Here is a 15,725-nt window from a genome sequence, read left to right on the forward strand (position 1 = left end):
GCGATGATCGATCTCTACTACTGGACCACGCCGAACGGCCACAAGATCACGATGTTCCTGGAAGAGACCGGGCTGCCCTATCGCATCACGCCGGTGAACATCGGCAAGGGCGAGCAGTTCCTGCCCTACTTCCTGGCGATCGCGCCGAACAATCGGATTCCGGCCATCGTCGACGATGATCCCGCCGATGGCGACGCCCCGCTTGCCGTCTTCGAATCCGGGGCGATCCTGCTCTACCTGGCGGAGAAGACCGGCCGGTTCCTGCCGTCCCACTTGCGCGGGCGGAGCGAGGCGGTGCAGTGGACTTTCTGGCAGATGGGCGGCCTTGGCCCGATGGCCGGCCAGAACAACCACTTCCGCCATGCCGCGCCGGAACAGATCCCCTACGCCATCGACCGCTACACGCGGGAGACCAACCGGCTGTTCGGCGTGCTGAACAAGCAGCTGGCGGACCGCCCGTACCTGGCCGGCGAAGACTATTCGATTGCGGACATGGCCAGCTATCCGTGGATCGTGCCATGGCAGCGCCTTGGCCAGTCGCTTGCCGATTTTCCGAACCTGCAGCGCTGGTTCGAAGCCATCGCCGCGCGCCCGGCAACGCAGCGCGCCTACGATCTGGTCGCGGAGGTCAATCCCGACGCCGGAACGCCCCTCAGCGACGAGGCGCGCCGGGTACTGTTCGGCCAGACGGCGGAGAGCGCGAACGCCCCGCAAACCGCGTCCCCTTAGGATCATCATCGGGTCGCCGGGGATTTATCGACAAATCATTCGGCTCACCCCTACCTCGATAGCGCAATTGCAACCTGGGCGGAGGCCGAGCATTTTTCCTTGTGGCAAACAAGGAGACGGCCAATGGCAAACGAATGCATCGCGTATCGCGATTCCAAGGGCGGCCTCCACGGCAGCGCGGAAAAGGCCACGCTGGAAGATCTGGCCGGGGTGCTGGGCCGGGTCGGTGACGAGGGCGGGATGACTGCCGGCGTCGCCCGGATGATCTTCGACAAACGCGCCGAGATCGAGCGCGTCTTTGCCGAGCATGACTCCATCATGGCGTCCGCCAATGCGCGCGCGCCCGAAGAAGAGGAAGTGCCGCACCCGACCACGCCGGCCATTCACGTGGTGAATTGAACGCTCTAGAGCAGTTTCCGAGTCATCAGGTGATTCCACCTGATTAGAAAACGCTCTAGCGCTCCGCGAAAACCCGTTCCAACGCCAGGGCAACGGCGCCCCGCGCATAGTTCTGATCGTCCTTCACCCGGAAATGGACGCGGGTGCGGCGGCGGAGCGATGGATAGACGCTTCGCGACAGCGACGATGCAAAAGCGCTGCGCAGCGCGGGGAAATTGGGCAGGTCCGGCCCCAGGACGACGATCGTTTCGGGGTCCTGCATGGTGATATGGTTGGCCACCGCGATCCCCAGGTAGCGGCATGCTTCCATGAGAAGTGATTCGATCGTGCGGTCCCCCGCCGCATAGCGGACCATCAGTTCCCGGAAGAAGCCGCGCATCGAGAGGATACCCGGCATCTCCACGCCTTCGCGCAGGCAATACTGTTCGATCACCGCGCTTATCGAACAGTATGTCTGCAGGCATCCCGCCCCGCCGCAGTGGCACGCGCGCCCCGCATCCGGCACGATCTTGATATGCCCGAACTCGGCTTCGATGCCGTGCGCGCCGGTGACCAGCTGGCCGGACTTGTAGAGCGCCGCACCGATCCCCAGGTCGACGGCAAGCAGCGTGAAATCGTCCGACAGTCCGCCGGCGCCGAACCAGTATTCCGCGCGGGCAAGCAGATTGGTGTTGTTGTCGACCAGCGTGGGAATTCCCAGCGCGCTTTCGACCGCCGCGGCAAAGGGAAATGCGCCGGATTCGAACGAGGCGATGTAGGTCACCACGCCCCGGTGATGATCGACCACGCCGGGAAGCCCCACGCCGGCGCGATAGATCGCGCCTCGCTGCACCCCGCTCTTTTCCAGCACCCCCGCAAGGGCGCGTGCGACGTTCGCGGCAAGATCGGCGAACCGTGTAGCGGGGGGCATCTCGTCAACGTGGCTTTCGATGCATTCGCCGCGCAAGTTGACGATCTGGGTTAGGAGCTTTCCCTCCGCCGTCAGCGTGGTGCCGATGACGTAGCGATCGCGCGGGTTCAGCCGCAGGTCCATCCGCGGGCGACCGGTGCCGCGATCGGGCGAGCGCTCCTCTATGATCAGGCCTTGGGCCAGCAATTGCGCGGTGATCGCCGTGATCGTTCCCCCGGTAAGCCCGGTAAGCCCGATAAGATCGGTGCGCGACACAGGCTCATGCGCGCGCAATTTCTTCAGCAGCAGCAAGCGGTTGTATTCGTGGTCGGTCAGTCTCATCCGCTCCGCTCGGGGGCTCCTCGTTATCCAGAAGCAGTTACTCCGGATTGGTTATTTTAGCGACTAAATTAATGAAAGACAGGGCTGGAGAAATGTGTCATCCAGTTCATGCGGGCCTTGCGGAACAGGTTTCCAACGGGCCCGCACCGGGAAGTGACGGCGCACGGCACCACGCACGAATGCACCGCACGGGAGGGGAGAAAACGGATCATGACCATGAGGTCTGCGCGTCGGCATGCATTGTCCGGCGCCACTGCCATCGCGCTTGTTCCCATTGCGGCCTTCGCGCAGGCCGGAAGCAGCCAGGACCAGCAACCACAGCTTAGCGACAAGCAGATAGAGGAGATCATCGTCACCGGAACCTTGCTGCGCGGCGTTGCGCCGGCAGGTTCGGAAACGGTCTCCATCAGCAGCGAGAACATCACGGCTGTCGGTGCCAATTCCACCGCGCAACTGCTGGCCAGCGTTCCGCAGACGGCATCGTTCAACGCCGCGCCGATCGTCTCTGCCATCAGTTCCTCGCAGATCACCATCAATCGTCCGAACTTGCGCAACCTGCCCGGCGCATCGGGCGGCGGATCGTCCACGCTGGTGCTGGTCGACGGGCATCGCCTGCCCGGCATGGGCGTGCGCCAGACCGTGCCCGACCCCGACGCCATCGCGCCCGGCGCGATCGAGCGCGTTGAGATCGTGCTGGACGGCGGCTCCTCGATCTACGGCGCCGATGCCGTGGGCGGCGTCATCAACTTCATCACCCGCAAGCGCTTCGACGGCATAGAGGCCAAGGGCCGCTACGGTTTCGGCGACGATTACCAGAGCGCCAATGCCGGAGTGACCGTGGGCAAAGCCTGGGATTCGGTCTCGGTCTATGCCTCCTACGACTATTCGTGGCACGATTCGCTCTACGGGCGTGACCGCGATTACGTGCGGCGGCTCGATTACACCACCGGCCTGCCGTTCGACCTTACCTGCGGCGCCGGGAACGTCTCGATCGGATCTTCGATCTATGCCCTGCCCGATCTCACGCTGGGCAACGGCAATCGCTGCGACCTGAGCGACAACCGCACGTTCTATCCCAGCGAGCGGCGCCATTCGGTTTTCGCCGGACTTTCGGTGGATACCGGCGGCCCCGTCACGTTCGACATGCGCGCCTTCTACATGAACCGCGTCAACAAGGGCGACGGCGGCCCGCTGACGGCCACGGCGACGATCGCGCCGGTCAATCCCTATGCACCGACGCTGGTGCCCAATCCGTTCTACCGCAACACCGGCGATGCCAACAGCTTCCAGCCCCAGTCGGTATCCATGGATTTCTCCTCGATCCTGGGCACGCACAGCAGCCAGAGCACGCGGCTTGAAACCTGGGGCTTCACGCCCAGCTTCACCGCCGATCTCGGCGGCGGCTGGCAGGTGCGCTGGCTGGGCAACTATGGCCGCGGCATCTCTAAGGTGGAAAACGACAAGATCGACGACGGCACGCTCTCGACACTGGTGCTGACGGGGAATTTCAACCCCTACAACCTGTCCGATCCGGCCAATGCGGCAACTATCCCGCTGATCTCCAACTTCCTGGACTACGGCCTGGGCAAGAACGAGCTGATCAACACGCGCGTTGTCGCCGATGGAACGCTGTTCGCGCTTCCGGGCGGGCCGGTCAGGATCGCGGTCGGCGGCGAATACAGCCACGAGAACTACAAGTCGCAGATTTCCGGGACGGTCGCCGCCAGCGCGGCGGCGGACCTGCCGATCAACAGCGCCAGCCGCGAGATCGCGGCCGTGTTCGGCGAAGTCCAGGTGCCGATCTTCGGAGAGGGCAACCGCACGGGCGGCCTCTATGCGCTGAATCTTTCGGCATCCGGCCGCTATGACCACTACAGCGACTTCGGCGGCACCTTCAATCCGAAGTTCGGCCTGACTTACGAACCGTTCGACGGGCTCAAGATCCGGGGCACCTGGGGCAAATCGTTCCAGGCACCCAGCCTTGCCGACGGGGCGGAAGCGGCACCGCCAACGATCTTCGCCTTTCCCTTCGTGCTGTTCGCCAATCCGGCCGTCGCCCCGATCCCCGGGCAGGCCCAGATCTTCCTTGGCGGCGGCGGCGTGGATCTGAAGCCCCAAAAGGCGAAGACCTGGTCGGCGGGCTTCGACCTGACGCCCCCTTCGCTGCCGGGCTTCGCGCTGACGGTGAACTACTACAACATCCGCTTCAAGGATCTGATCGACATTCCGCCGGTGTTCAATCCGGCCACTTACTATGCGCTGTTCACCGGCAGCTACACGATGAATCCCACCGCCGCGCAAGTGAATGCGCTGGCCGCGCAAGTGCCGGGCGGGCTTGCCCAGGTCTCACCCTATACGGTGACCGACGGCCAAGTCTATTCGATCGCCGACGGGCGCCGAACCAACCTTGCCGCCGTCAACACCGACGGCATCGACTTCTCGCTGAACTACGATCACGCGACCGGGTTCGGATCGGTCTATACCCAGATCAGCGGCAACTACGTGCTGAACCGCAAGGAGCAGTCGGTCGCCGGGGCGGATTTCGTGAACACGGTGAAGGCGCAGACGCGGTTCGTGATCTCGGGAACCCTGGGTGCCGTGGTGGGCAACCTGCGCGCACAGGCGACGTTGCGCCATCTGGGCGGCTGGGAAGTCGCGCCGCTCGCCACCAATCTCAACCAGTCGAAGATCAAGTCGTTCAACGTGATCAACCTTTTCGCCCAGTATGACTTCAAGGGTTCGGGCGTGATGCAGGACCTTTCACTGACATTCAATGTCGACAACCTCTTCGACAAGGATCCCCCGCCCTACAACGGCACGCTCAATTCGCTGGACGGGTACGCCGTCACCAGCATCGGCCGCGTGTTCCAGTTCGGCATCGCCAAGAAGTTCTGATCCACCATTTCCGAGCCGCGCCCCATCCTTGCGGATGGGCGCGGCCCGTTCGTTCTTTCCAGGCTCTGCATTACCAAGGACATCATGATGACGAACACGCCCCCGCACCGGCTGACGGCAGTCCGGACCGCAGCATTGCTTGCCAGCTGCGCCGCCGCACTGCTGGCCGGAAAGCTGGCCGCGCAAAGCGGATCGCCCGCCGCGGCAGGCCCCGCGCCTACTCAAGCCGCGTCCGCCGAAGACGCAACGTTCGCGCAGCCCTACATCGATATCGACGAATGGCGCGATGCGCCGGTGCGGCATCGCTATGTCCATGGCGGCTTCAAGGGCACCGACACCCGCTTCTCGTTCTATTTCCCGACCAAGGACAAGTATCAGGGCCGCTTCTTCCAGCACTTCACGCCGGCCCCGGATAACGAGAATCTTGCGCAGCACCCCGCCTCCCCGGCGGAAGACCAGATATCCTTCTCGGTCGCCAGCGGCGCCTATTTCGTGGAGACCAATGGCGGCGGACCGGCCTCCGGCGGCTTCGGATCCAAGGACCCGACCATCGGCGCCTACCGCGCGAACGCGGCGGCGGCGCGCTATTCGCGGGTCGTCGCGCAGCAGATGTACGGCGGGAAGCGTCCTTACGGCTATGCCTATGGCGGCAGCGGCGGCGCCTATCGCACAGTCGGATCGATGGAGAACACGCGCGGCGTGTGGGACGGGGCAGTGCCTTATGTGCTGGGCTCCAGCATGGCGATCCCGAACTCGTTCACCGTGCGCATGCATGCCATGCGCCTTCTGGACAAGAAGTTCCCCCAGATCGTCGACGCGCTCGAACCGGGTGGCAGCGGCGATCCCTATGCCGGGCTGAATGAAGAGGAAGCTTCCGCCCTGCGCGAAGTGACCCGCATGGGCTTCCCCCCGCAATCGTGGTTCGGCTGGAAGACCATGGGCATCCACGGCTTCGCCGCGCTCTACGGCGGGGTGGTCATGGCCGATCCGGGCTATTTCACCGATTTCTGGACGAAGCCGGGCTACTATGGCTTCGACCATCCGGAAAGCTTCGTCGGCTATCGCCTTCAGCACAAATCGACCATCGCGGCGCCCATCACTGCGCGTGAGGCAGCGCAACGCAAGCTGCCGGTCGGCATCGTCAACGGCACGGCCAAGGGGAATGTCGACGACAGTTACGCCGCGCTTCAGGGCAAGGCGGCTGAAAACATCGTCGCCGTCCGCCTGGCTTCCGCGCCGCCCGCCGTGCAGTTCCTGGGCGGGGACCTGATCGTCAATTCCGGCGCCGCCAAAGGCGCGCGCCTCACCGTCAGCCGTATCGAGGGCGATGTCGCGATCCTTGGGATCGTCGATCCGGCCATCGCTGCGAAGCTGGCCGCGGGCGACGAGGTCGACCTCGACAACTCGAACTTCCTCGCCGCGCAAACCTACCACCGCCATCAGGTGCCCGAACCCGAGTTCAAGGTTTGGGACCAGTTCCGTGGGCCCGACGGCAAGCCGCTCTATCCGCAGCGGCCGATGCTGCTGGGCCCGATCTTCACCAAGGCGACGGCCGGCTCGGTGCCCGAAGGCAATTTCGAGGGCAAGATGATCCTGGTGGAATCGCTGTGGGATCGGGAAGCTTACCCGTGGTCGGCCGACTGGTATCGCGCCCGTGTGGTCAAGCATTTCGGCGCGGCGGCGGACGACCATTTCCGCCTCTGGTACACCGATCACGCGCTTCATGGCGACGCTGAGACGCAGGAAGACGCCAATCACACCATCAGCTATGTGCCGGTGCTCAACCAGGCGCTGCGCGATCTGGCCCGCTGGGTGGAAAAGGGCGTCGCGCCGCCGGCCTCCACCAGCTACCGCTATGACGATGGGCAGATCCGCATCCCCGCCACCGCGGCGGAGCGGCGCGGCATCCAGCCGGTGGTGACGCTGAAGGCGAATGGCGCCGCGCGCGCCGATATCGCTGCCGGCCAGACGGTGACCTTCACCGGCACCATAGACGTGCCGCCGGGAACCGGCACGGTGATCGCCGCGCAATGGGATCTGGAAGGCACCGGCACGTTCAGCGAAAGCTCGCCCATCAAGCCGGGGGCAAAGTCGGCCACCGTCACGATCACCCACCGCTTCGACAAGCCGGGCACGTATTTCACGGCCCTGCGCGGCATTTCCCAGCGCGATGGCGACACCGCAACGCCGTTCGCGCGCATCCAGAACCTCGATCGGGTGCGCGTTGTCGTGAAATGACCGCGATCGGCGGGCCCGCATGGGCCCGCCGCTTTCGCCTTCTCCGGCAATCGCTTGGCTCCGGCCGGCGACGCGGCTAGGCGCGGGTCTCACAGGAGACCCATGCGATGGCGCAATCGACCCGCGCAACCCGGATGCTGGAACAGGCTGGAATTGCCTTCAGCCTTCACACTTATGACTACGATCCTTCGGCGGGCAGCATCGGCCTTGCCGCCGCCGCCGCGATCGGCGCCGATCCCGGGCAGGTCTTCAAGACGCTGATGGTGCTGGCCGATGGCAAGCCGGCCTGCGTGATCGCGCCCAGCAGCGGCGAAATCTCCATGAAGAAGGCGGCTGCCGCGCTGGGAGCAAAAAGCGCCACGATGATGAAACCGGCCGACGCCGAACGGCTCAGCGGCTACAAGATCGGCGGAATCAGCCCCTTCGGGCAGATGCGCAGCGTGCCTGCCGTCATCGACGAGACGGCGATCCTGTGGGACGCGATTTTCATCAACGGCGGCCAGCGCGGCCTTCAGATCAGGCTGAAAGGCGAGGATGCCGCGCAAGTTCTGGGCGCGAAACTGGCCGACGTTTCCGCGTGACCGCACGGACGGGCAGGTAGCCACGATCAAGGCACGCCGCAGGCGCGGCAATAAAGTTGCAAACGTTTGCCACACCCCAGACTGGATCACTGCAAACGCGAAACATGCTTGACACAAAGTGATTTAAGATATCGTATACCGTGTACCACGCGGGGTGATTGCGTGGAACAGGGAGCCATATCAATGATCTTTCAGAGGTCCTCCGCAGCGCGCCTGCGGACGCTTTTGATGCTGAGCAGCTTCGGCATCAGTACAGCGGCATTTGCCCAGACAGTGCCCAATGACACCGACGACAAGCCTGCCGCCGCGCAGGCGAACGACATCGTCGTCACCGGTTCGCGCATCCGCCGCGCGGCTGCCGACAGTCCGTCCCCGATCGCGGTGGTCGATGCGGAGCAGATCAAGGCCGCCGGCACGCAGAACATCGTCGATGTCGTCAACCAGCTGCCCGCGCTGGCGGTGACGCAGACCAACCAGACCAGCAACCTGGCCGGCAATGCGGGCATCAACGCACTCGACTTGCGCGGCCTGGGCACGCAGCGCACCCTCGTCCTCGTCGATGGCCGCCGTCAGGTCGCAGCGATTCCGGGCACTTCGGCGGTCGACCTCAGCAACATTCCCTCCAGCCTTGTCCAGCGCGTGGAAGTCATCACCGGCGGTGCTTCGGCACTCTACGGCGCGGACGCGGTGGCCGGCGTTGCCAACTTCATCCTGAAGAAGAACTTCTCCGGGATCGAGGCCAATACCCGCTACAGCGCATCGACGCGCGGCGACATGGATACCTACGGGTTCGACCTGCTGGCCGGCGCCAATTTCGCGGACAACCGCGGCAACGTCACGCTGTTCGGCTTCTTCGAAAACACGCCTGGCACCGTCAGCGGTTCGGACCGGCCGTGGACGGCGGACGGCTATCCGATCTACGCGCGCACCAGCAGCAGCACGCCCTATTACGTGCAGGACCACGTCCGCAACATCAACACCTCTGACTCGGCGCAGCTGGTGCTGGGCGGCAAGCTCTACGCGGTCGATCGCACCACCGGCGCGCTGCGCGATCCGATCCTTGGCCCCGGCGGCTTCGTCAATGCGGTGCCGACCAACCTCAACACCTCCACCGATCCGCTGGGCACGCTGCTGACCGACGGCGGCGAGTACAATGGCCGCTATGACGGCTGGTTCCTCTCGGTCCCGTCCGAGCGCATCAACACGCGCGCATCGGCCAGCTTCGAGGTGAGTGATGCGCTGAAGCTCTATGCCAACGCCACTTATGCGCACAACAAGTCGCAGGCGGGCTACCTTCAGATGACGGCCTTCGGCACCGACGTTGTCCCGGCCGACAGCCCCTACATCACCGACGAGATCCGCGCCGCCAGCGGCGGCTCCGTGCCGGACGGCGGCGTCCAGTTCGCGCGGCGCTTCATGGAACTGCCGGCACCGCGCACCGACTATGACCGCACGCTGTTCCAGGCGGTGGCCGGTGCGGACGGCGACTTCACGCTGTTCTCCAAGCCGTGGAACTATTCGACCTACTACTCCTACGGCAAGACCACCCAGCGCGTGCGCGACGTCAATTCGACCGCTTACGATCGCTGGTACAACGGCCTGGACAGCACGACCGACGCCAACGGCAACGCCATCTGCCGCAGCACGCTGGACGATCCGGGCAACGGCTGCGTGCCGATCAATCCGCTCGTCACGCTGACGCCGCAGATGATCGACTACATCACCTATACCTCGCACTGGTCGAAATCGACGCTGACCCAGCAGGTGCTTTCGGGCTACGTCTCGGGCGGCCTGTTCGATCTGCCGGGCGGCGCGGTGCAGATGGTGCTGGGCGCGGAATACCGCAAGGAACGCAACGACATCGGCGCGATCCCCGAATACAATCCGGACAGCCCGCTCTACGATCCCACCATCGGCACCACCGCCAGCACGCTGGTCGGCAAGTATTCGGTCAAGGAAGTCTACGGCGAAGTCCACGTGCCGATCCTGAAGGCCACGCCGTTCTTCGACACGCTGTCGGTCGACGGCGCGCTGCGCCTGTCGGACTACAGCACTGCCGGTTCGACCACGACGTGGAAGGTCGGCGGCGAATGGGCGCCGATCCGCGATATCCGCTTCCGCGCCACCTACGGTCAGGCCGTGCGCGCGCCGAACATCGGTGAACTCTACACGGCCAACAGCATCTCCGGCCTGTGGGTGACCGACCCCTGCAACACCTACAACCTGGCCAACCGCTCGACGCGTACGCAATATACCGCGGCCAACTGCGCGGCGATCCACCCGGCAGATACCGCCAGCTACTGGCTCTATCGCGACATCATTTCAAGCGGCAACCTCGACCTGAAGCCGGAAACCGCCAAGACGCTGACCCTGGGCGCCGTGTTCCAGCCGCGCTTCGTGCCCGGCTTCTCGTTCACGGTGGACTACTACAACATCGATTTGCGCAACGCGATCGATGCTTTCGGCGCGCAGACCCTGATCGAGAAGTGCGTGGACCAGTCCACGCTGGACAACATCTTCTGCCCGCTGATCCAGCGCGATGCCAACGGCAATCTGGAATCGGTGAAGACCCAGAAGCTGAACCTGGCGCAATACCTGACGCGCGGCATCGACTTCGGCCTTGCCTATTCGTTCCCGCTGGAACGGATCGGCCTTGGCGCCAATGCGGGGCGGATCTCGATCGACGCGAACTACACGCGCCTGCTCAACCGCCGCTACACGCTGGATCCCAGCGATCCGAACTCGATCACCGAATATGCCGGCGTGTTCGGTTCGCCCAAGTGGAAGGGCGTGGTGCGCACGAACTATTCGCGCGAAGGGTTCAACTTCACCTGGACGCTGCGCCAGTTCTCGCCGATGCGGTCCAGCACCACGATCACGCCTGACAAGTACAGCAAGATCTGGACGCCGACAGTCTTCTACAACGACTTCTCGGCATCTGTCCCGTTGACGGGCTTCCTGGAACTGTCAGGCGGCCTCAACAACGCCTTCGACCGTCAGCCGCCGCGCATTCCGGGCGCAGAGGCGGGCGGCGCGAACTTCGAACTGAGTTCCCAGTCGGGCGTCTACGACGTGATCGGGCGGACGTTCTTCCTCAGCCTGCGTTTCCACCGCTGATCCGCACGGAAGCATCAATCGAAGTCCGGACCCGTCCTCGCACGGGTCCGGACTTTTCCTTTTCTCGTCTTCGTCTTCAGGAGCCTTCGCGCGTGACTGCCAAGCCTTCGCTGCGCCTTGCACTGGCGCTTTCCATCTGGGCCTTGTCCGGCGCCGCCGGTCCGCCCGAAGCGGGCACCAAAACCGGCCCGGAAACGGGCAACCCAGCGGTCGAGCCAGTGCCGCCCGCGCTGGGCCTCGATCCGTTCTATCGCAAGTTCGTCGATGCGGACGGGATCCCCGTCGTTTCCTCCGGCAAAGTGCCCGATCGCGCGCTGATGATCGCGCGGGACATCGTCCTTGCCGAAACCGGGGAGCGCCCGGACATCCGGCACAAGCTTGTCCGCAGCGGCGCCCGCGTCGGCATCATGGCCATCGACGAAGGCACGATGGACCTGCCCGAGCAACGCGACTGGAAGAAGCCGGCGCCGGACGACGAACGCCTCACCCCGTGCGAGCGCAAGAACTACGCCCGGATCGCCGCCATGACTGATGCGGAATACTGGAACAGCCGCGCGCGCGGCATGGGCGGGCTCTATACGACCGGCGCGGCGGAAAACCTCCTTGCCGTTCCGGGCACGCGCTATTTCGGCGAGAATATCCTGGTGCACGAATTCTCGCACAACATCCTCTCGGCCATCGAAAGGGTCGATCCCGCGCTCTACGCAAGAGTGGAGGCCGCCTACCGCCATGCGCTGGATCGGGGGCTATGGAAGGACAACTACGCCTCCGTAACCGTGCAGGAATACTGGGCCGAAGGCACCCAGTTCTGGTTCAATTCGAACATGGCCTTCCGCACTGGCGACAAGGTCATCGTCTCCTCTTCCGACTTGCGCAAATACGATCCGCAGCTCTACGCGGTGCTGGGCGAAGTCTATTCGTCCAGCCACCGGATCGCGGCGGACGCCTTCTACAAGCACCCCGCGCGTCTGGCGGTGCCGCCGCAAAAACCGCAGGCGCCCAAGAACGCCTGCTGAGCGGCCCCGCCCTCACCCCGGTCTCCGTTCCCGCGTCGATTGACACGCCGCATCGCCTCGCTACCAATATGACGAACAAGCGGAGCGGGAGAGCGCTGTGGGCGGATTCCACGGAACGTCGGCGCCGGAGGGCAAGGTCGCAGTCGTGACCGGTGGCGGATCGGGCATGGGCGCAGCCACCAGCCTGCGCCTCGCCCGCGAAGGGCGCGCGGTGGCGGTGCTGGATATCGATGCCGATGGTGCCGAGACCGTCGCGGAACGGATCGTCGCGGCGGGCGGCAAGGCCCTGCCCGTCGCCGCGGACATTTCCAATCGCGATCAGGTCCGCGCCGCGCTGGCGCGGGTGCGCGCGGACCTCGGCCCGGTCACGATCCTCGTCAACAATGCCGCGGTCGAGAACTTCTGCCCGCTGGGCGGGCTGGACGATGCGACCTGGGACCGGCTGATGGCGGTGAACCTGAAAGGCTGCTTCATCGTCACGCAGGAAGTATTGCCGGATATGGAAGCGGCCGGCTGGGGCCGCGTGGTCAACATTTCATCGTTCGGCGCCCAGACCGGCGCGCCAGACATGGCGGCCTACACCGCCAGCAAGGGCGGAGTGATCGCGTTGACGCGTTCGCTGGCGGTGGAACTGGGCCGCAAGGGCATCACCGTCAATTCGGTCTCCCCCGGCTTCATCGATACGCCCATGGCCCGGCGCGCGATTGACGGAAATCTCTTCCCGGTCCCCTTCGAACAGATCGTCGCGACTTATCCGATTCCGCGTCTGGGCCGGGCCGAAGAGGTCGCGGCGGCCTGCTGCTTCTTCGCCAGCGAGGATGCAGGCTACGTCACCGGGCAGGTTCTGGGCGTCAATGGCGGCACCGCGTTCTGATCCGCGCGCGGCTTACGGCTGGCGCGAACCGCCTTCAGCCGCAGGCATTCCGCGCAAGACCGGCTCCTTACCGGCGCGATCGTCCTGCCCATGGTCGAGCGTTCCGAACAACCAGTCGTAGAACAGGGAAATAGTCGCGAAATTGCCACCGTTGAAACTGGCATGGTGGTTGTGGTGCATCCGCGACATCGTGTTGAGATAGCGGAACGGGAAGCGATCCACCTCCCACAAGTCGTGGTTGTGGAGGTTGATCTCCATGAACGCGATCCATGTCACCACGATGGTCACGATATGGAATGGCCCCATCGCCAGCGAGAGCAGGAGGATGGTGAAGATGTAGAGTCCCAGTCCGATCGCCACTTCCACGGGGTGGATGTAGCTGGAATCCATGCGGCAGGGATTGTGCTGCCGATGGTGCACGGCGTGGATCGACAGCAATGGCCCGCCCAGCAGCGCGCTGTCGTGAAACAGGAAGCGGTGGGTGAAGTAGTAGAAGAAGTCGTAGACCATCAGGATCACGGCGATGTCGCGGACCGCCTGCCACCACGGTTGCGGGTCGGCGGTGATGCAGAACGGCATGATCAGCCCGAAAATGATCGCCAGGAAGAACACGCCCCACTTGCGGTTCCAAGCCTGGTTCTTCGCGTAATAGGCCTTGGCCATCTTGTCGCGAAAGGCGGTCCGGTTGGCGCTGCTTGCCCGCGCGAAAGTCGGCACCAGCAGCACGGCAAGGCGCTTGCCCACCACTGAAACCAGGAAGATCGCCGCGCCTGCCGCCAGTGAAAGCTGCCACTGGTAATGCGCGGTCATGCTCGCCAGCCATTGAGAAAGCATAGGGCCTCCCGCCTTCGCCTCGCCATCGGAAACGCCGTTTCAAGCGGCCGAGTCCAACTTGTCATCACTTGATGACTTAATCGCGGCTTGCTCCCCTGTCAATCGTGGGCAATGAAGGGGGCGATGTCTGAAGAGAAGGAAATCCGGCGCAGAAATCCGGAACGGACCAAGGCGCGCATCCTGGCCGCCGCGCAGCGCGCCTTTGCGGAAACCGGCTATTCGCGAACCGGAATCCGGCAGATCGCCACGCTGGCCGACATCGATTCCGCCCTGATCCAGCGCTACTACGGCTCCAAGGCGGGGCTGTTCGAAGCCGCGCTGACCGACGCGATCCCCCGCTTCGAGGATTTCGACACCGAGCGCTCGACGCTGGGCGCGCGGCTGACGACCGAGTTCCTTGCCAGTCTGTTCGACTTGCGCGCGCATTCGATGATCGTGCTGTCGACCAGCGACGCCGAAGCCTGCGCGATCTGCGAAAGGGTGCTGGAAGCGAAAGCGATCGTGCCGCTGATGGAATGGCTGGGCCCGCCGGACGCGCGCACCCGCGCCGTGCGCCTTGTCATGCTGGCCACCGGCTTCATGCTGTTCACCCGCCAGGTCCAGCTGATGACGCCGGAAAGCGCGGTGGAAACCGGAACTTCCGGCTGGCTGTCCGACTTGTTGCAGGACATCATCAGGACATAGGGCCGACGGGGCATTACCGTCCCCTGCCAGCGCGCGCCAACCGATTGAAAAGCCCCCCCGTGACGCGCTACCAACGCGGCATGTGGAGACCCGTGCCTACCCCCCTGCCTGCCCTCCTGATGTCCCTTGCGGCGATCTCGTCCTGCCTTCCGGTCGTGGCGGCCGCCAACGATTCCTCCGCCCAGCTGGCGGCGGGCGGACTGGTACTGACGCGCAGCGACGCCATAGAAATGCAGACGGAGGATCTGGCGATCTCCCGCTCCGCCGTCAGCGTGCGCTACACTTTCGTCAACACCAGCGGCAAGGACGTGGTCAGCCGCGTCGCCTTCCCGCTGCCGGCCGTCGGCGGCCGAGAGTTCTTCGAGATGGACGTTGCGATCCCGGTGGGTTCGCCGTACAACTTCCTGGGTTTCCAGACCCGCGTCGACGGGAAGCCGGTGGCGATGGAGATCGAGCAGAAGGCGATGGTGGGCAACGTGGAGCGCACAGCCTGGCTGCGCGCCCATGCCATTCCGCTGGCCCCGCACCTTGGCCCCGCGCAGGAAGCGCTGGAACACCTGTCTCCCGCTGCACGCGCCGAAGCGGAGCGGCTGGAACTGATCGATGGCGACGGCTATCCCGCCTGGAAGCTGGAGACGACCTACCACTGGCTCCAGCGTTTCCCGGCAGGCGTGCCGGTCGTGGTCGAGCATCGCTACCAGCCCTCGGTCGGCGGCACGGTCGCCACCATGCTGGGCAGCGATCCGGAGCCCGAAACGGTGCGGCAGTACTGCGTCGAACCCTCTCTGCTTACCGCCCTGCGCCGGGCGGAGGCGCAGAACATCGTCTATTCGGAAAACTGGCTGGACTACATCCTGGTGACCGGCGGCAACTGGAAGAAACCGATCGGCAAGTTCCGCCTCGTCGTCGACAAGGAACGGGCGCAGGATCTCGTCAGCTTCTGCGGCGATGGCGTCCGCAAGATCGGCCCGACCCGGTTCGAGATGACGAAAACCAACTGGCGCCCGGAAAAGGACCTCTCGATCCTGTTCCTGGAGAAGCGCACCGGCGAATAGGGTGTACAAGGCGGAAGAGACCGCCGCTGTCCATCGCTGGACAGAAAACGTGAAATACGTCCGCCACTTGCC

Annotated in this window: 12 protein-coding genes; 10 read left to right on the forward strand and 2 right to left on the reverse strand. The window is 64.6% G+C overall.

Annotated elements, in window-relative coordinates; genetic code table 11:
* Positions 1-3: 3 nt before the first annotated feature.
* Together WBP07_RS25970 and WBP07_RS25975 are read left to right on the forward strand one after the other, a co-directional pair.
* Positions 4-729, forward strand: a complete 726-nt coding sequence (locus tag WBP07_RS25970; protein WP_395397966.1) for a glutathione binding-like protein — start codon at positions 4-6, stop codon at positions 727-729.
* Positions 730-852: 123 nt separating this feature from the next.
* Positions 853-1,128 (forward strand): hypothetical protein, encoded by a 276-nt coding sequence (locus WBP07_RS25975; RefSeq protein ID WP_395397967.1) that lies wholly within the window; start codon positions 853-855, stop codon positions 1,126-1,128.
* Positions 1,129-1,183: 55 nt separating this feature from the next.
* Here the strand turns inward: WBP07_RS25975 and WBP07_RS25980 are convergent, their stop codons facing one another.
* Positions 1,184-2,359: an ROK family protein gene (locus WBP07_RS25980; protein ID WP_395397968.1), complete on the reverse strand. Its 1,176-nt coding sequence runs from the start codon at positions 2,357-2,359 to the stop codon at positions 1,184-1,186.
* A 210-nt stretch (positions 2,360-2,569) separates the two neighbouring features.
* Here WBP07_RS25980 and WBP07_RS25985 point away from each other — a divergent pair, with 210 nt between their 5' ends.
* From WBP07_RS25985 to WBP07_RS26010, 6 genes are all read left to right on the forward strand, one after another.
* Positions 2,570-5,254 carry a TonB-dependent receptor plug domain-containing protein gene (locus tag WBP07_RS25985; RefSeq protein ID WP_395397969.1) on the forward strand — a complete coding sequence of 895 codons (2,685 nt, stop codon included), beginning with the start codon at positions 2,570-2,572 and terminating at the stop codon, positions 5,252-5,254.
* 84 nt (positions 5,255-5,338) lie between these two features.
* Positions 5,339-7,492: a PKD domain-containing protein gene (locus tag WBP07_RS25990; RefSeq protein WP_395397970.1), complete on the forward strand. Its 2,154-nt coding sequence runs from the start codon at positions 5,339-5,341 to the stop codon at positions 7,490-7,492.
* A 107-nt stretch (positions 7,493-7,599) separates the two neighbouring features.
* Complete coding sequence (ybaK, locus tag WBP07_RS25995; protein ID WP_395397971.1) at positions 7,600-8,073, forward strand: Cys-tRNA(Pro) deacylase; 474 nt, start codon at positions 7,600-7,602, stop codon at positions 8,071-8,073.
* Between the two features lie 183 nt (positions 8,074-8,256).
* Positions 8,257-11,190, forward strand: a complete 2,934-nt coding sequence (locus tag WBP07_RS26000) for a TonB-dependent receptor plug domain-containing protein (RefSeq protein WP_395397972.1) — start codon at positions 8,257-8,259, stop codon at positions 11,188-11,190.
* A 92-nt stretch (positions 11,191-11,282) separates the two neighbouring features.
* Entirely contained in the window at positions 11,283-12,206 is a 924-nt protein-coding gene (locus tag WBP07_RS26005; RefSeq protein WP_395397973.1) for a glycoside hydrolase, read from the forward strand.
* A gap of 97 nt (positions 12,207-12,303) precedes the next feature.
* A complete protein-coding gene (locus tag WBP07_RS26010) occupies positions 12,304-13,080 on the forward strand; it encodes an SDR family NAD(P)-dependent oxidoreductase (RefSeq protein ID WP_395397974.1) in 777 nt (258 codons plus the stop codon).
* A 12-nt stretch (positions 13,081-13,092) separates the two neighbouring features.
* Here WBP07_RS26010 and WBP07_RS26015 read toward each other — a convergent pair whose 3' ends face one another.
* Positions 13,093-13,914 carry a sterol desaturase family protein gene (locus tag WBP07_RS26015; RefSeq protein ID WP_395397975.1) on the reverse strand — a complete coding sequence of 274 codons (822 nt, stop codon included), beginning with the start codon at positions 13,912-13,914 and terminating at the stop codon, positions 13,093-13,095.
* 123 nt (positions 13,915-14,037) lie between these two features.
* On the opposite strand from WBP07_RS26015, the gene WBP07_RS26020 reads away from it, so the two are divergent.
* Complete coding sequence (locus WBP07_RS26020) at positions 14,038-14,598, forward strand: TetR family transcriptional regulator (protein ID WP_395397976.1); 561 nt, start codon at positions 14,038-14,040, stop codon at positions 14,596-14,598.
* A gap of 92 nt (positions 14,599-14,690) precedes the next feature.
* Positions 14,691-15,653: a DUF4424 domain-containing protein gene (locus WBP07_RS26025; protein WP_395397977.1), complete on the forward strand. Its 963-nt coding sequence runs from the start codon at positions 14,691-14,693 to the stop codon at positions 15,651-15,653.
* The last annotated feature ends 72 nt before the right edge of the window (positions 15,654-15,725 follow it).

It is taken from the genome of Novosphingobium oxfordense (assembly GCF_044029435.1).
Lineage (GTDB): Bacteria > Pseudomonadota > Alphaproteobacteria > Sphingomonadales > Sphingomonadaceae > Novosphingobium.